General features: G+C 59.8%; 18 protein-coding genes. 6 read left to right on the forward strand and 12 right to left on the reverse strand.

Annotated elements, in window-relative coordinates:
• Positions 1–11: 11 nt before the first annotated feature.
• Positions 12–851 (reverse strand): HesA/MoeB/ThiF family protein, encoded by an 840-nt coding sequence (locus B149_RS0108775; RefSeq protein ID WP_018124812.1) that lies wholly within the window; start codon positions 849–851, stop codon positions 12–14.
• Between the two features lies 1 nt (position 852).
• The gene (locus tag B149_RS0108780; RefSeq protein WP_018124813.1) at positions 853–1,080 is read right to left on the reverse strand and encodes a MoaD/ThiS family protein; all 228 of its coding nucleotides are present in this window, start codon (positions 1,078–1,080) and stop codon (positions 853–855) included.
• Positions 1,081–1,164: 84 nt separating this feature from the next.
• Between B149_RS0108780 and B149_RS0108785 the strand changes: the two genes are divergently transcribed.
• Positions 1,165–1,491, forward strand: coding sequence for a flagellar basal body protein (locus B149_RS0108785; RefSeq protein ID WP_018124814.1), 327 nt, complete (start codon positions 1,165–1,167; stop codon positions 1,489–1,491).
• Positions 1,492–2,096: 605 nt separating this feature from the next.
• Here the strand turns inward: B149_RS0108785 and B149_RS0108790 are convergent.
• The 3 genes from B149_RS0108790 to fusA all read right to left on the reverse strand — a co-directional run bounded on the left by B149_RS0108790 (position 2,097) and on the right by fusA (position 6,853).
• Entirely contained in the window at positions 2,097–3,752 is a 1,656-nt protein-coding gene (locus B149_RS0108790; protein ID WP_026167537.1) for a ribonuclease J, read from the reverse strand.
• Entirely contained in the window at positions 3,745–4,476 is a 732-nt protein-coding gene (locus tag B149_RS0108795; protein ID WP_018124816.1) for a lysophospholipid acyltransferase family protein, read from the reverse strand. The genes B149_RS0108790 and B149_RS0108795 overlap by 8 nt, the downstream gene beginning before the upstream one ends.
• Positions 4,477–4,792: 316 nt before the next feature.
• Positions 4,793–6,853: an elongation factor G gene (gene fusA / locus B149_RS0108800; RefSeq protein WP_018124817.1), complete on the reverse strand. Its 2,061-nt coding sequence runs from the start codon at positions 6,851–6,853 to the stop codon at positions 4,793–4,795.
• Positions 6,854–7,070: 217 nt separating this feature from the next.
• Here fusA and B149_RS0108805 point away from each other — a divergent pair, with 217 nt between their 5' ends.
• From B149_RS0108805 to B149_RS0108820, 4 genes are all read left to right on the forward strand, one after another.
• Positions 7,071–7,541 carry a hypothetical protein gene (locus B149_RS0108805; protein ID WP_018124818.1) on the forward strand — a complete coding sequence of 157 codons (471 nt, stop codon included), beginning with the start codon at positions 7,071–7,073 and terminating at the stop codon, positions 7,539–7,541.
• A gap of 112 nt (positions 7,542–7,653) precedes the next feature.
• Positions 7,654–7,959 carry a MerR family transcriptional regulator gene (locus B149_RS0108810; RefSeq protein WP_026167538.1) on the forward strand — a complete coding sequence of 102 codons (306 nt, stop codon included), beginning with the start codon at positions 7,654–7,656 and terminating at the stop codon, positions 7,957–7,959.
• An 18-nt stretch (positions 7,960–7,977) separates the two neighbouring features.
• Positions 7,978–10,434, forward strand: coding sequence for an AsmA family protein (locus B149_RS0108815; protein ID WP_018124820.1), 2,457 nt, complete (start codon positions 7,978–7,980; stop codon positions 10,432–10,434).
• Between the two features lie 94 nt (positions 10,435–10,528).
• Positions 10,529–10,951, forward strand: a complete 423-nt coding sequence (locus B149_RS0108820; RefSeq protein ID WP_018124821.1) for an arsenate reductase ArsC — start codon at positions 10,529–10,531, stop codon at positions 10,949–10,951.
• Positions 10,952–10,954: 3 nt separating this feature from the next.
• Here B149_RS0108820 and B149_RS0108825 read toward each other — a convergent pair whose 3' ends face one another.
• Genes B149_RS0108825 through flgB form a run of 7 tightly spaced genes read right to left on the reverse strand, consistent with a single transcriptional unit; the run spans position 10,955 to position 16,878 of the window.
• The gene (locus B149_RS0108825) at positions 10,955–12,268 is read right to left on the reverse strand and encodes a FliI/YscN family ATPase (protein WP_018124822.1); all 1,314 of its coding nucleotides are present in this window, start codon (positions 12,266–12,268) and stop codon (positions 10,955–10,957) included.
• Positions 12,269–13,030, reverse strand: coding sequence for a FliH/SctL family protein (locus B149_RS0108830; RefSeq protein WP_018124823.1), 762 nt, complete (start codon positions 13,028–13,030; stop codon positions 12,269–12,271).
• The gene (fliG, locus tag B149_RS0108835) at positions 13,017–14,015 is read right to left on the reverse strand and encodes a flagellar motor switch protein FliG (RefSeq protein WP_018124824.1); all 999 of its coding nucleotides are present in this window, start codon (positions 14,013–14,015) and stop codon (positions 13,017–13,019) included. Before fliG ends, B149_RS0108830 begins: the two co-directional genes overlap by 14 nt.
• Before the next feature lie 3 nt (positions 14,016–14,018).
• The gene (fliF, locus tag B149_RS0108840; protein ID WP_018124825.1) at positions 14,019–15,611 is read right to left on the reverse strand and encodes a flagellar basal-body MS-ring/collar protein FliF; all 1,593 of its coding nucleotides are present in this window, start codon (positions 15,609–15,611) and stop codon (positions 14,019–14,021) included.
• A gap of 53 nt (positions 15,612–15,664) precedes the next feature.
• Positions 15,665–16,003, reverse strand: coding sequence for a flagellar hook-basal body complex protein FliE (gene fliE, locus B149_RS0108845; RefSeq protein WP_018124826.1), 339 nt, complete (start codon positions 16,001–16,003; stop codon positions 15,665–15,667).
• Between the two features lie 21 nt (positions 16,004–16,024).
• Positions 16,025–16,465 carry a flagellar basal body rod protein FlgC gene (flgC, locus tag B149_RS0108850; protein ID WP_018124827.1) on the reverse strand — a complete coding sequence of 147 codons (441 nt, stop codon included), beginning with the start codon at positions 16,463–16,465 and terminating at the stop codon, positions 16,025–16,027.
• A gap of 2 nt (positions 16,466–16,467) precedes the next feature.
• Complete coding sequence (gene flgB / locus B149_RS0108855) at positions 16,468–16,878, reverse strand: flagellar basal body rod protein FlgB (RefSeq protein ID WP_018124828.1); 411 nt, start codon at positions 16,876–16,878, stop codon at positions 16,468–16,470.
• A gap of 425 nt (positions 16,879–17,303) precedes the next feature.
• On the opposite strand from flgB, the gene B149_RS0108860 reads away from it, so the two are divergent.
• Complete coding sequence (locus B149_RS0108860) at positions 17,304–17,867, forward strand: tetratricopeptide repeat protein (RefSeq protein ID WP_018124829.1); 564 nt, start codon at positions 17,304–17,306, stop codon at positions 17,865–17,867.
• Positions 17,868–17,978 lie beyond the last annotated feature (111 nt).

Consider the following 17,978-nt stretch of genomic DNA (forward strand, 5'->3'; position numbering starts at 1 on the left):
GTCTGACACCGCTAGAGGGATACGGTCTCGAAGGTGGGGCCGTTCATGTCGATGATGAGCATCGTGCCGGCGAGCGGAGATTCCTTTCCGGTCAGAATGCGCATGACCTCACGGGCCATGATCGAAGAAACGAGATTCACCGTGGGAGCCGGACAACCAAGGCTGTCCTCGGCGGAGTCGTCGCTTCCCATGATGTCCCCTGGACCAAGCTGGCCCGGCATGACCACGCCCACGTATCCGGTCCAGCCCGCCAAAGCGCCTGTAACAAGCGGAACTCCCCGCTCCGAAGCCGCCTCCTGCAACGCCGGACGGTCCCTGAGTCCGCCCAGAGCGTCCACGGCCACATCGCAGTCTTCGAGCAACTTCAAGAAACCGGCACGATCCAGAAACGCCGCCTCCGCGCTGAGTTCCACCGAAGGGTTGATGCTGCGGCATCGTTCGACAGCAGCTTCGGCCTTGGGCCTGCCCAGCACGTTCATCCCGGAGAGCGCCTGCCGGTTGAGGTTGGATTCCTCAAATACATCGCCGTCCACCGCACGAATGCGCCCGACACCTGAGCGCGCCAACGTTTCCACCATGAGTCCGCCAAGCCCGCCGAGACCCACCTGCGAAACCCTGCCGCGGAGCATACCGACTTGCTCCGAGCGGCCAATGCCGTTCATGCTGCGTAGATATCGTCGGGGATAAATGCCATTCTCAAGGGCAAGCGCCTCTATTTGCCAACCGGCAGCCTTGAAATGCAGCGCAATGCGAGAAATCACGTCATGCGAAACAACCGGCGCCCTGCCGTCAGGCGTGTCGTCTTCGACCGCACCTGACCGCAGCACCTCCAGAGCGGCACCCTCGTCCATATCAACCACCACCTACAGCCGGGAACAATCCGAGGCGGTCCCCGTCCTTGAGTTCCGTGTCCAGCCCGGCACGGGCACTGTTCACGAATATCAGATGAACCTCGTCTTCGCCGATGTCCAGACGCTTCATGACAGATGCAACCGTTTCGCCTGCCTCAATAGGAAAATCATCCGAATTATCCGGCAAACGACTTGCCAACGTCGCAAAACATTTTACCTGTATTTTCATGCAGCCAATGTATCCGCACAACCGCCCCAAGGCAACACCGCAAACCCATTTGCGTCAAACCAATCAATGTGGTTAACTAGAATCATGGCTATCGATACTGCAGCATCGGCCATCTCTGCGGCCTCCACCGCACAGCAGGTCAATGCAAACAACCTCGCCAACGTCAATACGGACGAATTCAAGGCCTCCTCAACCGTTTTCGAAGAAAACCGAAACGGCGGAGTGCAGGTGTCCGACATCCGCAAAGACAACTCCCAAGGCCCCATGGTCGCCGGCACCGAAGGCCCCAATACCAATGTAGCACGCGAAATGGTGGGACTCATGCGCAACGAACACATGGTCGGAGCCAACGCAACCGTCGTTCGAGCCCAAGAAGAAATGACCGGCCATATTCTCAATATGATCGCCTGATCATTGCCTCCGGCGGCTCTCCGAGGGCCCTCCGCGGGCTTAAGAACCTTTTGCAAAAGGTTCTTAAGAATCTCCAAAAACATTTGGCTTGCCAAGCCGCGTTGGAGCTTTCCGAAAGCTGAGGCTTTCAGGCGGCTTGGCGTATGGGCTGGCATTGGATGTCTGTTCCGAGAGACTAAAAACGCTGAAGTCGTTCAGAATCGTACAACAAAGAAGCTCAGACCCGCAGACAACCCAGGGATTCCAAAGGGGGCCCGCCCCTTTGGTCCGCCCGAAGGGCCCGCCGGAGACTATGCTTCGGTGCTTTGGTGGCGGGAGTAGATGGTTTGCCGGGAGTTCTGAATGTGGAGTGTGTGAACTGAGGGAAGTCCTGATAACTGATCTCTTCTGACGGAGTTTGTCAGCCAAGACGCACAGAACAAAAATTTCCCGTCAGCGGGGTTGCAGCTAGAACGCGAGTTGTGCGACCGCATAGACCCCAGCAGCTGCAAGCCCGCTCACAACTCAGGGATTCCAAAGGGGGCCCGCCCCTTTGGCGGGGTGCAGGGGCAGCGCCCCTGCCCGTCGGAGACCCCAAAAAGAGCTACCAGTTGCCGGAATCCTTCTTAAATTGAGATGACGAGCGGCACGACGACGGGGTCGCGGTCGAGGACTCTTCTGAAGAACCGGCGCAGTGCGGAGCGGATGCGTTCCTTGAGTTTTTTGGTGGCACCGGGAGGGATGTTTTCGTGCACGTCGAGGACGATGCACTTGGCGTCTTCGAGCAGGTGTGCGTAGCGTTGTTCGAAGACGAATCCCTTGGAGACGATTTCCGGGCCTACGCTGATTTCGCCTGTGTTCTCGTCCACGACGAGCAGGACGATGACCATGCCTTCTCCGGCGAGGAGTTGCCGTTCCTTGAGCACGCTTTGCCCGACATCGCCGACGCCTTTTCCGTCCACGAGAATCTTGTCTGCGGAGACTGGGGCTTCGTATTCGAAGCCTTGTTCGGTGAAGGTGAGCGGCTGGCCGTTTTCTATGACGAGGGCGTTCTGGTCTTCGACGCCGCAGTCTACTGCGAGGCGTTTGTGTTTGACGAGGTGGCGGTATTCGCCGTGTACGGGGATGAAGTACTTGGGCTTGACGGTCTCGAACATGATGCGCAGCTCTTCGCCGTGTGCGTGTCCGGAGGCGTGGATGCCTTGCACCCGTTCGTAGAGAACTTCGGCTCCGAGTTTGTAGAGCCGGTTGATGACTTTGGTGATGGCGCGCACGTTGCCGGGGATGAAGCGGGAGGAGAGCAGCACGAGGTCGCCTTCCTGAATGGAGAGTTGGCGGTGTTCTCCGGTGGACATGCGTGAGAGGGCCGCGAGGGGTTCGCCTTGGGAGCCGGTGACGAGCAGCACGACTTCGTGATCTTCGTAGTCGGGCAGTTCGTCGATGGTGATGAGCGTGTTCTCGGGAATTTTCATGTGGCCGAGGTCGCGGGCGAGATCGATGTTTCGTGACAGGCTTCGTCCGCTGACGGCCACTTTGCGGTTGCAGGCTTCGGCGAGATCGAAGACTTCCTGCATGCGCTGGATGTGGCTTGAGAAGAGGGTGACCAGAATGCGGCCCCGGGCGGCATTGAATATCTCGCGCAGGGAGGATTTGATTTCTCGTTCGGTGAGCGCGAATCCGGAGCGTTCCACGTTGGTGGAGTCCGAAAGCATGAGGGTCACGCCGTCTTCGGAGAATTTCTTGAAGGCATGCAGGTCGGTGGCGTGTCCGTCGAGCGGATTGCGGTCGATCTTGAAGTCGCCGGTGTGGACGATTCGGCCCACGGGGGTCTCGATGCCGAGGCCGAAGCCTTCGATGATGGAGTGGCAGACGGGGATGAAGTTGAAGGCCATGTCGCCGAAGTCCACGCGTTCGAGGTCTGCGACGGGGACGAGCTCGGTCCACTTGTCGAGTTCGTGTTCGCGCAACTTGTTTTCCACCAGTCCAAGGGTGAAGAGCGAGCCGTAGACGGGCGCATTGACCTGCTTGAGCAGCCAGGGCAGGGCGCCGATGTGGTCTTCGTGCCCGTGGGTCAGGATGATGGCTTTGAGCTTGTCCTTGTTCTGGACGATGTAGTCGAAGCAGGGGATGACCACGTCCACGCCGTAGAGGTAGTCCTCGGGGAACATGAGGCCGCAGTCCACGATGACCATGGATTCGGGCGTCGAGTAGAGCATGCAGTTCATGCCGATCTCGCCGAGTCCGCCCAGTGGCGTTATTGTCAGTTGCTGGTCGTTAGCCATTTTTTTTCTCGCTTCTGAGGTCCTGATAGGCTTCGGTCATCATTTGCCGCAGATCGTTTTTGAAAACGTCCCTCTCCTTGAGGGTGTAGCGCGACGGGTCGATGATGGGCAAGACTTTGATCCGGATCGTGCGTTTTCTGTTGAAGAGAAGTTTGCCTGGGGGCAGCAGGTCGTGCGTGCCTTCCATGACGAAAGGGACAACCGGCAGTCCGCACTTGAGGGCGATGATCATGCCCCCGGACTTGAATTCCATGAGTTCTTCCGGGTCGCGGTTACGCGTCCCTTCCGGAAAGATGAGCGGTGAGACGCCGCTGTTGGCGATCTCCACTGCGTGGCTGATGCTTTTCATGGCGGCGCGGCGATTGTCCCGGTCAATGGGAATGTTGTCGGCTTCTTTTAGGGCGGGGCCGAAGACCGGGATGTCGAACAGGCTCTTTTTTGCCACGAAGCGGATGCGGTTTTTCTGAAACACCGAGAAGACGATGGGGATGTCGAAGTTGCTCTGGTGGTTGCCCATGAAAACGTAATGGCCTTCCGGGTCGAGGTCGCCAAGGTCCGCCTCCACGCGGATTCCCGCCAGCTTTACCAGCGTGGTGGCCCACTTGATGGGCACGGGGTCGATCTTTTCAGCCGGTACGCCTTTGCGTTTGAAACGTATCATTTTCAGGCTGTACCAGACAGTGACGGGGGCGATGCAGAGGTAGAAAAGAAGGATGCGAAACATCGGTATTCCTTGTCGGGAGAACGGAAGGCCTCGGGCGCTTCCTCTTCGTATGGGCGCTGCCGTGAATGCTCCGTGAAAGAGATGGATTACGGTCGGTTGTACAGCGTCGTCATTGCCGGGCGGGCCCATGGTCCGCCGCGAGCGGATTTCCAGTGATTGTCGCGGTCGATGCGGTCGTCATTAACTATCGGAAAACGGGTTGCATCACAAGGGCGGCGACACGGTGGGTCAGCGTTGAAGTGCACTTCGATGCATAGAAAAGCGGGCGGTTCGCGAAGAACCGCCCGCTTTGGTCTTTCAGATGTGGATGACTGGGTTATTCCTCTTCATCCTTCTTGTTTTCGGCGATGACCTGATCGGTGATGTTGGGCGGGCATTCCTCGTAATGGTCAAATTCCATGAAGAAGGTGCCCTGGCCGCCGGTCATGGCGTTGAGGGAGGGCGCGTACTTGAGCATTTCGGCCATGGGCACGTGAGCCTTGACCTCGGTGACGCCGGACTGGGACTCGGAGCCGAGCACCTTGCCGCGGCGGGAGGAGAGGTCGCCGATAACGTCGCCCATGAAGGAGTCGGGAACGGCAACGGTCACGGTCATGACGGGTTCGAGCAGCGCGACTTTTCCCTTCTCGGCGGCCTTCTTGAATGCCAGCGAACCGGCGACCTTGAAGGCCATCTCGGAGGAGTCCACATTGTGATAGGAGCCGTCGTAGAGGGTTACCTTGAAGTCGATGACCGGATATCCGGCGAGCACGCCGCGCTGGGCGGTCTCCTGAATGCCCTTGTCCACGGCGGGGATGAACTGGCGCGGGATGGCGCCGCCGACGATCTTGTCCTCGAAGACGTACCCGGTGCCGGCGGGCTGGGGTTCCACGTTGATCCAGCAGTCGCCGAACTGTCCGCGTCCGCCGGACTGCTTCTTGTGACGGCCCTGCACTTCCTGTGCGCCAACCTTGAAGGTCTCGCGATAGGGGACCTTCGGGGTCTTGAGGACGATGTCCACCTTGGAGCGGCGCTTGGCGCGTTCCACGGAGACCTCGATGTGGTTCTGGCCCATGCCGGAGAGCAGCACGTCCGAGGACTCCTCGTCGCGAGAGAGCGTGAGGGTGATGTCCTCTTCGAGCAGCTTGGCCACGGCGGCGAAGACCTTGTCCTCGTCGCCCTTCTCGGCCGGTGCCAGCGCGTAGGTGATGAGCTGCGGGGCCAGCTCGGGTTTGACGATCTTGAAGTCGTCCTTTTCGCTCACGAGGGTGTCCCCGGTGTGGGTGCCTTTAAGCTTGGCAAGGGTCACGATGCTGCCGGGCCCCATGGGGGTTTTGGAGGCGGTCTGTTCCTTGCCGTTCATGAGATGCAGCTGGCCGATGCGTTCCTTTTCACCACTTGCGGAGTTGGTGATCATTGAGTCGGGCTGCAGCGTTCCGGAGCAGACGCGAACCACGGTGAGCTGTCCGGCGAAGGGGTCGGCGATGGTCTTGAATACGAAGCAGGACAGGGGCTCGTCAGGGGAGCTGGCGCGTTCGCCGTCCTCGCCCTGCCACGGCTTGTGTTCCAGCGGGGATGGCAGCAGGGTCTGGATAGTGTCCAGTAGCTCTTTGCCACCCTTGTTTTCCAGCGCGGAACCCACAGCCACGGGAACCAGTTCGCCGGAGAGCACGCCCGCCTTGAGGCCCTGAGTGATCTGATCCGGGGTCAGCTCACCTTCCTCGAAATACAGTTCCATGAGTTCTTCATCGGATTCGGCGATGTTTTCGATCATGGTCTCGCGCATGGTTTCCACTTCGTCGGCGATGTCGGCCGGGATGTCGCCTTCGGTGGTTTCACCGTTTTCGCCGAACATGATCGCCTTGCCGGAGAGCATGTCCACCACGCCCCGGAAATCCTCTTTGCTGCCGATGGGATAGTAGAGCAGCACCGGGCGCATGCCGAGCATCTCGGAGAGGCCGTTGAAGGCACTGTCGAAGTCTGCGCGGTCACGATCCATTTTGTTGATGAAGACTATGGAGGGGAGTTCGGCGTCGGTCACGCGCCCCCAGATCTTGCGGGTCAGCGGCTTGACGCCGTCCACCGCGTCAACCACGAGCACGGCGCCGTCCGCGGCTTTCACGCTGAAGGACAGGTCACCGTTGAAATTTGATGCTCCCGGCGTATCGATGAGGAAGTGCTGGTTCTTGTTCCACTTGAAGTTGGCGAATCCGGGCTGAATGGAGCCGCGGCGCTTGATCTCCTCGGGTTCGTAATCCAGTACGGTGTTGCCCTCTTCAACCTTGCCGAGCCGATTGACGACTCCGGCTTTGTACAAGAGCATTTCCGCGACCGAGGTCTTGCCGCTGCCGCCGTGGCCCACAATGGCGTAGGTTCTCTGCGTGTTCAGATCCGACATGTAGTACTCCCTCGATATAGTGTGATTTTTCAATACGGACGGCCCCCCGGGGCACGCCATTGAAAGCACCGTGTAAAATTTCCAGTAGTGTAGTGCTATAGGAAGCAGGGCACTACGTTGTCAAGTACAACCGGACGTGATTCAAGGCGGTTGGACTGCTTGACGAGCTTGAACAGGGGGGCTTTTTGTGGTCTATTCATGCACGGAGGACTTCGTCATGCCCCTGATCGACTACACGGAGCGAATCGAGCGTCTGCAGCGGGGACTGGGCCGTGCCTTCGAGGCGGAGCCATGGATCCTGAACCTGCCGGGCAAGTCCGTTGCCTGCAAACTGGACCAGTACTATTATCTCGCGGTGATGCCCGCATTTGCCGAAAAACTGGCGCGCTATTCCGGGCTGCTCCCCGAGAGCGTGGTGGAAACGCTGGTCAGGACGGGCAACCTCATCACCCGTCCCCCGGAGCGAGACCCGGTCGTGACGCTTGGCGTCACGTGGGGCGGCAAGGTCTACGAGATCACCGCCGCCTTTGTGGAAGCGGATTTCATCGACCGCGCCGTCAAGGTCTACGGCGATATGGAAAGCGGGCTCAACGTGTCGGACCTCAAGATAGCCGCGGCCTCGAAGCCATCGGTGGACGAGCTTTTCGAGGGGAAGACCGCGCCGCAGGGGCTGGCCTTTACCGGCTGAAGCCCGATTATCATGGGCCGCGTCCCTTTGCCGGGACATGATACCGGACATGAAAGAGCTCCGGTTGGCGGCCCGTTTCCGTTCCCATTCACGTGAAACCATCCGGAATGTCATGACTGCTACCAATGAAGAAACGCCGCTGAAAATCGGGCAGGCCGCCTCGAAGCTCGGGTTGAAGTCCTATGTGCTTCGGTACTGGGAAACCGAGTTCTCCATGCTGAAGCCCATCAGAACCGAATCCGGACAACGGCTTTACGGGGCTGAGCAGATGCGTATGCTGGAAGAGATAAGGTCTCTTCTTTACGAGGAAGGCCTGACCATCGAAGGTGCGCGCAAACGCCTTGAAAGCGGCGAAGAGCGTGACACGCTGGCAGAAGTCCGAAACGAATTGAGGGAGATAGCCAAGCTCCTTGAGTGAACAAGCCTCGGAGAGAGCATGTCGAAGGTTCTGAAGTGGTTCATGATTGCAGGAATTGCAGCCGTCATCATCGGTGCCGCCGCCGCGGCCTACGTCAAGAGTCGATTTGAACCCGAGCGGCTCAAGCGCGACCTTGCCGGGGTCGTGATGAAGCAGACCGGGCGCACGCTGAAAATCGCCGGAGACATGGAGCTCACCTTTTTCCCAAGCTTCGGTGTCAGGCTTTATGACGCCACGCTTTCCAACCCGGACGGATTCGATGACGACCCCATGCTGAGAGTGGGGATGGCCGATGTCTCCGTGGACATCATGCCGCTTTTTTCCAAGCAGATTGAGATGGGCGATGTTACGTTGCAGGACGTGACGTTTCGACTGCTCATCGACGAAAACGGCAGATCGAACCTTGAGGGACTTGCCGGCAAGGACGAGCCGGACGACAAGGGCGTCGAGGGGGAAAGCGGGGCGACCTATTCCTTCAGGGCGAAGTCTCTTGAGGCTTCCGGGCTTCGTTTTGTTCTGGACAACCGCCAGGACGGGCGCTCCCTTGACCTTTCTGACATAGACCTGAGCGCGACGCCGGTGGAGCTGGGCAAGCCCATGAAGGTGCGCACTTCGCTCGGCGTGGCTCTTTCCGACCCCGGGCTTGAAGCCGATGCCTCGTTGCGTTGCACGGCGGTGCTCAAGCCGTTTGAGGATACCTATTATCTCAAAGACATATCCGGTAACGGCAATCTCTCCGGAGCAATACTCAAGGACGGCGCGGTCGAACTGGGCCTGCAGGCCGATTCGCTTGATGTCCATCCACAGGCGCGGCGGTTGGTGTTTGGCAATCTCGGGCTGGAAGCCTCTGGGGAGTCTCCGTTGGTGCCGTCGAATGATCTCTCCGGCTCGCTTTTCGTGGAAAAGGGCAGCATCGGGTTTGCCGACGAGGTGTTGAAACTCACAAATTACAGGCTTGCCGCCTACGGCGCGCAATTGACCGGTAGTGTGGAGCTTGATGGTTTCGCCTCCGCCCCGGTGGGCAAGGGTGTCATCCGGCTGGCCCAGTGCACGCCGGTACAGGTCTTTCGAAACCTCGGCCTGGAGCTGCCGCCGATGAGTGGTCCGGACGCGCTTTCCGAGGCGGAGGGCGAACTGACGGTGGATCTGAAAAAGGACACCGTGGACATTAAAAAGGCCATGCTCGTGGTGGACGGACAAAGCATTGAAGGCAAAGCCACCATGGCTGGTTTTGAAAAACCGGAATATATCATCGATATCTCGGCCGACTCTCTGAATCTTGATCCATACCTGCCGCCACGCGGCAAGGCACCGAAACCTGCCGACGAAGCCTCCGTTACCCAAGCGGATGCAGAGGCCGCCAAGTCCGGACCCGGTGCGGGCAATGCAACCGACTCGTCCACAACCAATGCCACTGAAGCCGGTATCGACGCGGCAAATGCCACCGATGCAGCCTCGAATGCCACGGCGGGACAGGAAGCGAAAGCGGATGCAGGGAGCGCCAAACCTGCGGAGGCGGCTGTAGACGAAGGCATCCTTCCGGTCAAGATGCTCCGGGACCTGCGGCTTTCCGCCGACCTGGAGGCCGGGACGCTTCAGGCGCGCGGTGTGCGCTTTGACAACTTCAGCGCCCGGATTCGCGCACGGGATGGCGTGGTCTGGCTCAAGCCGCTCAAATTTGAAAGCTACGGCGGGAAGGTGGTTGCCGCTGCTGTCGCCGACGTGCAGCAGGCTTCGCCCCACAGCGGGATGGCCGTTCACGTGGACGACATTCAGGCCGCCCCCCTCGCCAAGGGTTTTGCCGGGCGCGACGACATCGCCGGAAATATTGACTTTGCGGGACACGTACACACGCACGGCAACACTGTTCCCGCCATGCTCAGGGGGATGAACGGCGCTTTCAAGTTCGACGTGCAGGACGGCGTATTTCCCGGCGTCGACCTCAAGGGCATCACGGAGAAGACTGAAAAACAAAAGGACAAAGGCGGCACCATCAGGGCCACCAAGGATTCCCGAACCAAGTTCGGGGCCGTCACCGGCAGCGGTGTCATTGAAGACGGGGTGCTATTTAATCCCGACCTGAGCATCAAGGCGCCCGGCCTGCGTGCGGTGGGCGACGGCAGCGTGAACCTGTACGACGGCGACCTCGGCTATCTGGTCAAGGCCAAGCTGGTGGCCTCTTCCAAGGGGCAGGGCGGCGAGTCGTACGAAGACCTCACGGGCATCGCCGTTCCCGTCCGACTGGGCGGCACCATCGCGAATCCCTCGTGGTTCGTGGATGTGACGCAGTATCTTCAGATTCTCAGCGGAGCAGTGGTGGGGACCGTCGGCGACGTCATCTCCGGAGTGGGTGATATCCTGACCCTCGGCGGCCTTTCCCGATATCAGGAGAAGGAGAAGATGAAGGAGATCAAGGCGCTGCGCGTTGATGTCGATCCCCAGAAAGTCATAGACAGGCTTGAGGCCGAGTTTTAGACTTTCCTACTATACAATTTGCCAAATCGTCACCGGGCCTCCCTTTTCATGGGGCGGGCCCGGTGTATTGCTGTCTGCATTCAAGGGGAACGCAATGAAGAAAATACTTTTTCTCTGTACCGGCAATTCCTGCCGCAGCCAGATGGCTGAGGGATGGGCCCGGCATCTCAGGCCGGACCTTGCGGCGTTTTCGGCCGGCATCGAAAAACACGGCATCAATCCTTATGCCGTGCGCGTCATGGCCGAGGAAGGCGTGGATATTTCGGCGAACGATTCCAAACTGGTTACCGAGCTGCCAGAAATGGAGTTTGATTACGTGGTGACGCTCTGCGGCCATGCGAACGAGACCTGTCCGTTCTTTCCCGGATCAGCCAAAAGAGTGCACAAGGGATTCGATGATCCGCCAGCGCTGGCAAAGGAGCTGGAGGACGAGGAAGCTCGCATCGACGTATATCGCCGGGTGCGCGACGAGATTCGCGAGATGGTGAAAGGGATTCCCGCCAGTCTTGAGGAATAGGGGCTACTTGCCGGCGAGGTCGTGCAGCCTGCCGTAGGCGTCGTCCAGTGTTGACTGCTCGGTGACGAGCTGGCGAAGATAGTTGTTTATGGGGCCGACCATGGCGATGGCTTTGTCCACCTCCGGGTTCGCGCCCTTTTTGTATGCGCCGATGTTGACCATGTCTTCCACGCGGTTGAAGGTCGCCATGTGGCGCGTTACCTCGCGTCCGTCCTGCTGTACCTGTTCCGGGGTGATGTCGGAGCGCAGTCGGCTGACGCTCTTGAGCACGTCGATCGAAGGGTAGTGGCCCTGATCCGCAAGCTCGCGCGTCAGGACGATGTGCCCGTCGAGGATGGATCGCACGGCGTCGCAGACCGGTTCGTTGAAGTCGTCGCCGTCCACGAGCACAGTGTAGATGCCGGTGATGGAGCCCTTGGGATTCTTGCCCGCGCGCTCCAGCAACTGGGGCAGATGCGCGAACACGCTCGGCGTGTAACCGCCGCGCGTCGGCGGTTCCCCCGCGGCGAGTCCCACTTCGCGTCCGGCCATGGCGAAGCGCGTCACCGAGTCCATCATGAGCAGGACGTCTTTGCCTTCGTCGCGGAAGTATTCGGCGATTGCCGTGGCTGTGTAGGCGGCGCGCTGGCGGATGAGCGGGCTCTTGTCGCTGGTGGCCACCACCATGACGCTGCGGGCCATGCCTTCCTCGCCGAGGCTGTTTTCCATGAATTCCACCACCTCACGACCGCGTTCGCCAACGAGGGCGATGACGTTCACGTCGGCCTCGGTGTAGCGGGCCATCATGCCCATCAGGGTGGACTTGCCCACGCCGGAGCCAGCCATGATGCCCACGCGCTGGCCCTTGCCGAGCGTCAGCAGGCCGTTGATGGCGCGAACGCCCACGTCGAGTGGTTCGTGGATTCGGGGGCGCTCCAGCGGGTTCGGGGCTTCACGGTGCAGGGGGCTGTATCCCGTGGGGGCGAAGGCTCCCTTGCCGTCCAGCGGTTCGCCGAAGGCGTCCACGGCCCGGCCCAGCATCTCGGAACTGACCGGGATATGCGGCGGGACGTTGGAGTTGCGGATGAGACTGCCCGGGCCGATGCCGCGCATGTCGCGGTAGGGCATGAGCAGGCACGAGCGGTCGCGGAACCCCACCACTTCGGCGGCGATGGGTTCGCTCTCGTCGTCCGGCATGAGATGGCACACCGCGCCGAGCGGTGCCTTGATGCCCTGACCTTCAGCGATGAGGCCCACCACCTTGGTGACCTTGCCGAAGCTCTGGCACGGGTCCAGCTCTTCGAGAAGATTGATCGAGTCCGTGCAGTCGATGCCCATTTACTTTTCCGGGGATTCGTCCTGCGACGTCTGTGTCAGCGTCATCTGTTCGAGGATGGGTTCCACGGCGGCCCAGCGGGAATCCACCGTGTTGTCCACCCGGCCCTGCGCGGTCTCCACGACAACGCCGCCGTTTTCCAGCGCCGGGTCGGGCCGCAGCTGCCAGTGGCCGATGCCGGGATTGCGCTCCTTGGCCTGACGCATGAGTTCGTCCAGAAGCTCCTGATCCTGCGGGGCGCAGCGGATGGTCAGTTCGCGCTGTTCCTCAAGCTTGCTCAGGGCCTCTTCGAGCAGGGCCGTCAATGATTCGACGCGCTGCTCGGAAAGCTCCACCTGAATGGTCTTGGCCACGGCGGCCTTCACCAGCTTGAGGATGTCGTCGCGTCTGTCGCTCCAGAGGTTGCGCCCCTGACTGTTCAGTGATTCAACCGTTGCCTGAAACGTCTGGCCGATGGATGACACGTGCTGGTCGAGCTGCTGCTGCGCCTGCGCGAGTCCTTCGTTGTAGCCTTCCTCATGGGCGGACGCCTTGAGCTGTTCGGCCTCCTGCATGGCCTTGGCAAGGATGTCCTTGGCCATGGCCTGAGCGCGGGCGCGAACGCGGGCGGTGTATTCCTCGTCGATGGACTCGTCCCACATCAGGCGCTTCTTTCCTTCAAGCTCCTGAAGGCTCATTTCGTTGGGCCCGGGGGTGTCCATGCCCATGATGACCCGGCCGGAATTGCGGGTTCTGACCGGTTCGTCAGCGCTAGACGAAGACATCGCCGCTACCTCTGCTGATGACTATCTTGCCCTCGTCCTCCAGCCTGCGCACGGTTTTGACCACGTTCTGCTGGGCGCTTTCCACCTCGGAGAGCTTCTTCGGCGGCATGATCTCAAGGTCTTCCCGGATCATGGTGCTGGCGCGTTCGGACAGGTTCTTGAAGAATTTTTCCTTGAGCTCGTCGCTGGCTCCCTTGAGGGCGACGGTGAGGTCCTCGTTGGAGACCTCCTTGAGCACTTCGCGGATGGCCACGTCTTCGAGCTGCTTGATGTCTTCGAAGACGAACATGAGGTTCCTGATGTCTTCCGCCATCTGGGTGGACTCCTCCTCGATCTCGGAGAGGACGTCCTCCTCGGTGTTGCGGTCCACCGCGTTGAGAATCTCGGCAACGGCCTGTACGCCGCCGACCTTCTTGCCTTCCTTGCCGCCCATGGCGATGAGCTGGCTTTGCAGGACCTTGTCGACTTCCATGAGCATGTCCTCCGCCACGGCTTCGAGTTTGGCCAGGCGCATGAGCACCTCGGCGCGGACGCCTGCCGGAAGGTTGCTGATAAGCTCTGCCGCCTGATCCGACTGCAGGTGTCCGAGGATGAGCGCCAGCGTCTGCGGGTGCTCGTTCCTGAGTATCTGGGCCAGGATGCGGGGGCTGACGTTTTCCAGTTCCTGGAACGGTGTGGGTCCGGTATCCAGATCCAGCATGTCCATGATGTACTTCGCCGTTTCCGCGTCCAGCGACTTGGTGAGTATGCGTTTGACCTGTTCCGCGCCGCCCACGAGCAGTTCCGCACCGTAGGCAAGGGCTTCGTTGTATTCCTTCAGGACTTCGAGCACCTGTTCCTTGGGAATGGAGTCGGTTTCGAGCATGGCCTTGGAGACGGCCGCAATCTCGTTTCGCTCCAGGCGCTTGAAGACGTCCGCCGTGAATTTCTCGCCCATTGCGAGCAGCACGATGGCGGTTTTTTGGGGGCCGGAAAAGTCGCTCACGGTCTAAGCCTCCTGGGTGAGCCAGCTCTTGAGCAGACGCACAGCCTGATCCATGTTCTCTTCCGAGAGCTGGGAGGCGTGGGCCTTGGCGTTCTCCAGACGACGCGTGGTGTCCAGAGCTTCCTCGTCCACTTCCTCCTCTTCCAGTGCCAGACGCTCTGCGCCGGGCAGGCCCGCCATTTCTTCCACGTCATGTTCGGTGACGCGGGGGCGGATCAGGGCCATGATCACCGGTCTGACGACCAGGATCAGGAAGAGGAAGATCAGTATGCCGTTGAGGAAAGGCTTTCCGAGGCGCTGCGCGTATTCCAGCATGGTGCGCATCAGCGTCTGGGAGTCCACCGCTTCGGGTTCGCCGAAGGAGACGTTGGTCACTTCCACGGAGTCGCCGCGGACCTGATCGAAACCGGCCGCATTGCTGACGAGATTGCGGATTTTTTCCATCTCTTCGGCGGTGCGTTCCTGGTAGGTGAACGTGCCGTCCTCGTTTTCAACGTACGTTCCGTCCACGATAACCGCAATGCTCAGGCGCTGCAACTCTCCCACCGGAGCGATGATGTTTTCTTCCTGCTTGTTGATTTCGAAGTTGGTGGTGCGCGTTTCGCGGCTGGAGTCCTGCGTGGTCTGCGTGCCGGTGAAGCCGTCGCCGCGGAAGTTCACGTCGGGTTCGCCGCCGGCCATGGAGGCCGCGCCTTCCGTGGTTTCCTCGCTGCGGGTCTCGGAGCGGACCACGGCGCCGTCGGGATCGTAGGTTTCCTTGCGGATGGTCTTCTGGCTGAAGTCCATGTCCGCGTTGACGCGGGCGACGACCTTCTCGGGACCCACCACGGGGCCGAGCAGTTCCATGATGCGGCGTTCGAGCTTGCGTTCGTAGGTGGTCTTGTAGTCGAGCTGGGTGTTGGACATGCCCACGCCGGTCTCGTCGTCCTGCGGCTCGTAAAGCGGCAGGCCCTTCATGTTGGTCACGGTGATGTGCTTGTCGTCGAGACCTTCCACGGACATGGTCACGAGATTGACGATGCCGCGGATTTCCTTGTCGTCGAGCTTGCCGTCGTTCTTGAGCTTGAGCACAACGGAGGCGGACGGCGGAACCTGTTCTTCGATGAACAGGGATTTGTCCGGGATGACCAAATGAACGCGTGCGCGCTCCACCTGGGGAAACTCGCTGATGGTGCGGGCCAGTTCGCCCTGCAGGGCGCGGGTGTAGTTGACGTGCTGGACGAAGTCGGTCTGGCCGATCTTCATCTCGTCGAAAATTTCAAAGCCGATGCCCTGCCCGTGCAGGTTGCCTTCGCCCGCGATCTTGAGGCGGAGTTCGTAGACGCGGTCCGCCGGCACGAGGATGGTGGAGCCGTTGTTCTGCAGCTTGTAAGGTTCCTTGGAGGCCTGAAGCATGTTCACGACCTTGGAGGCGTCCTCGGGGTAGAGCTTGGTGTAGAGCACCTTGTAGTCGGGCCGGTTCATCCAGTAGACCATCAGGATGAAGGCGAGGATGACAGACACGGCCAGTCCGCCGATGAGAACCCGCTGGGGCAGGGTGCGGTCGGACCAGAAGTTGGTAACCTTGTTCCAGATGTCTGTGATGAAGCTCGGCATGGTTTCTCTCCGCTGGGTGGCTCGTCGCTCTTGGTTTCTTTAACCCGTCAGGGCTACAGGGGCATCTGCATGACTTTCTGGTAGGCGGTCATGACCTTGTTCCTTACGGCCGTGGTCATGGACATGGCAAGACCGGCCTTCTGCATGTGGATCATGAGTTCGTGCACGTTCTGGTTCTTGCCGGACGCGAACTCTTCGATCATCTTCTTCTTTTCGCCCTGCAGTTCGTTGACCCGCTTCAATGAGTTTTCCACGGTGTCGCCGAAGGGCGTTCTGGGCTGTTCCGGCTTCTTGAGGTTCTCGCTGACCTTGGCCGTCATTTCGCGCTGCTGTTTCTGCTGCGCCATGGCCCTGCCGTATGCCTGCATTGCTGCTGCGGACTTGATATTCATCGTCTCTTACTCCTCGGCTTCCTAGCCTGCGCCGATCTGCGTGGCCTTCATGAACATGCGCTTGACGGACTGAACCGTCTGGACGTTTGCTTCGTAAGACCGGGTGGCGGTGATCATGTTGGCCATTTCTTCCACCACGTTGATGTCCGGGTAAAAGACGTAGCCCTGATCGTTGGCGTCCGGGTGGCTGGGGTCGAAGACCTGCTTGAACGGGCGGTTGTCGTTGACCACGCCCGTGGCCTTGACGCCGTGCAGGTCGCGGTTCTTCTGGTCCCACATGGCCTGATCGAAGGGCGAGTAGACCGGGGTGGACTCGAAGGACACGCTCTTGCGGCGGTACGGCCCGCCTTCCATGGTGCGGGTGGTCCGGGCATTGGCGAGGTTCATGGACACGACGTTCAGATACGAACGCTGCGCCTTGAGGCCGGATGAGCTGATATCTAAGGCGGTCATGAAATCCATGATTACATGCTCCCCTTGGTGATGACTTTATCCATGCCGGTGAAGTTCTTCTTAATGACCTGACTCAATGCGTTGTACATCATGGAGTTCTTGGCCATGGTGGACATTTCCTTGTCGATGTCCACGGAGTCTTCACCGTACACCTGCTTGGCGTGGAATTCCTTCCAGTTGTTGCCTTCAAAGGAGTTGGCGTCGAACGCTGCCGGGAGGTGGCTCTTCTGGGTGCGCGTCATTTTGCCGCGCTGATCCAGGGCCAGAGCGTCCTGCAGCTTGTCCTCGAACTCAAGCCTGCGGGGCCGGTAGTTCGGGGTGTTCTGGTTCGCAATGTTTCCGGTGACAACGTTTTGACGTTCCAGCCGGAGGTCAAGAACCTTTGCGGTAAGGTGGATGTGTGATCCGAAAAGTCCTTTCATGCCTGTGTCTCCTGCATTTTCAGCCGTTTTCTCCCCGTGGCCGGAAAAAAATTCCGGGCGGTTTCGGATGAGCTTAAGCAATCGGTGTTCCAACGTATTCAAGTGACTGTTTTGTAATGCTTTTTGTTGCGCATGATGCGGAGTCATGCGTTCCGGGCGGGGCGAAGTGTCAGCTTCATGGCTGGTGCGGTGGTGGCAAATAGTTCCATTTCCTGTGAAATGAGGCGAATCGTGAGGGGTGGTGTTTATTAAATCTTTGATTTTGGATATTTACAGGTGTGTATCGTTTCCTGCCCGGTGGGTATGAGCTTTTATTGCGAGTTTTGGCACACGCGTTGCTTAAGAGTGCTCAGGCACATTCGCCTGACAACAACTTCCGTCCACAACCACAAACCGGACGGGACATCCTTTGGAGGGGAAATGTCATGAGTGGTCATCTTGATTACGAAATCAACAAGGAACTGGGTGAGTGTTACCTGTTCATGGGTGAACTCGAAAAGGCCGAGGAATACTACCTCAAGGCCATCGGTTCCAACGGCATCCATTCCGATCCCTACATCGGTCTGGCTACCGTAGCCATCCAGCGCGGTGCACTTGAGGAAGCCCTTGAGATGTACGGCAAGGCCCACGCAATCGAGCCCACCGACAAGAGTTTTTCCGGCATCGGGCTCATCCGCATGGAACTCGGTGAACACGAAGCCGCCTTCGAACAGTTTGCCGACGCCCTGCGGAAGAACCCCGAAAACATGGTCGCCCTGTTCAGCCTCATTCGGCTGGGACATGAGCTCGACCGCCTGAAGGAGATCATGCCCTTCCTGGAGAGCCATCTGGAAGTGGCCCCCGACAACAAGGAAGTGCGCTACTCCCTGGCCGGCTGCCTCGTCTGCCTTGAGCGCAAGGACGAAGCCGTTGACCATCTGAACAGGATTCTGGAAGCCGACCCCGAGCACGAGGCGGCCACCGAACTCCTGAACCAGATTCAGGCGTAGCCGACGGTATCTCCCCTCCCGTTGGTCCCCCGCGCCCGTCGCAAAGGGCGGCGCGAGCGCGGGGGATCAGCCTCTCGCGAGGCCGGGAGCGTCGTGATCATATCAGCGGGG

The sequence above is a fragment of the Desulfovibrio oxyclinae DSM 11498 genome (assembly GCF_000375485.1).
GTDB classification, from domain to species: Bacteria; Desulfobacterota; Desulfovibrionia; order Desulfovibrionales; family Desulfovibrionaceae; genus Pseudodesulfovibrio; species Pseudodesulfovibrio oxyclinae.

Coding starts and splice junctions, on each gene's coding strand:
- B149_RS0108775 (WP_018124812.1), bottom strand. CDS start 851: ATGGACGAGGGTGCCGCTCTGGAGGTGCTGCGGTCAGGTGCGGTCGAA.
- B149_RS0108780 (WP_018124813.1), bottom strand. CDS start 1,080: ATGAAAATACAGGTAAAATGTTTTGCGACGTTGGCAAGTCGTTTGCCG.
- B149_RS0108785 (WP_018124814.1), top strand. CDS start 1,165: ATGGCTATCGATACTGCAGCATCGGCCATCTCTGCGGCCTCCACCGCA.
- B149_RS0108790 (WP_026167537.1), bottom strand. CDS start 3,752: ATGGCTAACGACCAGCAACTGACAATAACGCCACTGGGCGGACTCGGC.
- B149_RS0108795 (WP_018124816.1), bottom strand. CDS start 4,476: ATGTTTCGCATCCTTCTTTTCTACCTCTGCATCGCCCCCGTCACTGTC.
- fusA (WP_018124817.1), bottom strand. CDS start 6,853: ATGTCGGATCTGAACACGCAGAGAACCTACGCCATTGTGGGCCACGGC.
- B149_RS0108805 (WP_018124818.1), top strand. CDS start 7,071: ATGCCCCTGATCGACTACACGGAGCGAATCGAGCGTCTGCAGCGGGGA.
- B149_RS0108810 (WP_026167538.1), top strand. CDS start 7,654: ATGACTGCTACCAATGAAGAAACGCCGCTGAAAATCGGGCAGGCCGCC.
- B149_RS0108815 (WP_018124820.1), top strand. CDS start 7,978: ATGTCGAAGGTTCTGAAGTGGTTCATGATTGCAGGAATTGCAGCCGTC.
- B149_RS0108820 (WP_018124821.1), top strand. CDS start 10,529: ATGAAGAAAATACTTTTTCTCTGTACCGGCAATTCCTGCCGCAGCCAG.
- B149_RS0108825 (WP_018124822.1), bottom strand. CDS start 12,268: ATGGGCATCGACTGCACGGACTCGATCAATCTTCTCGAAGAGCTGGAC.
- B149_RS0108830 (WP_018124823.1), bottom strand. CDS start 13,030: ATGTCTTCGTCTAGCGCTGACGAACCGGTCAGAACCCGCAATTCCGGC.
- fliF (WP_018124825.1), bottom strand. CDS start 15,611: ATGCCGAGCTTCATCACAGACATCTGGAACAAGGTTACCAACTTCTGG.
- fliE (WP_018124826.1), bottom strand. CDS start 16,003: ATGAATATCAAGTCCGCAGCAGCAATGCAGGCATACGGCAGGGCCATG.
- flgC (WP_018124827.1), bottom strand. CDS start 16,465: ATGGATTTCATGACCGCCTTAGATATCAGCTCATCCGGCCTCAAGGCG.
- flgB (WP_018124828.1), bottom strand. CDS start 16,878: ATGAAAGGACTTTTCGGATCACACATCCACCTTACCGCAAAGGTTCTT.
- B149_RS0108860 (WP_018124829.1), top strand. CDS start 17,304: ATGAGTGGTCATCTTGATTACGAAATCAACAAGGAACTGGGTGAGTGT.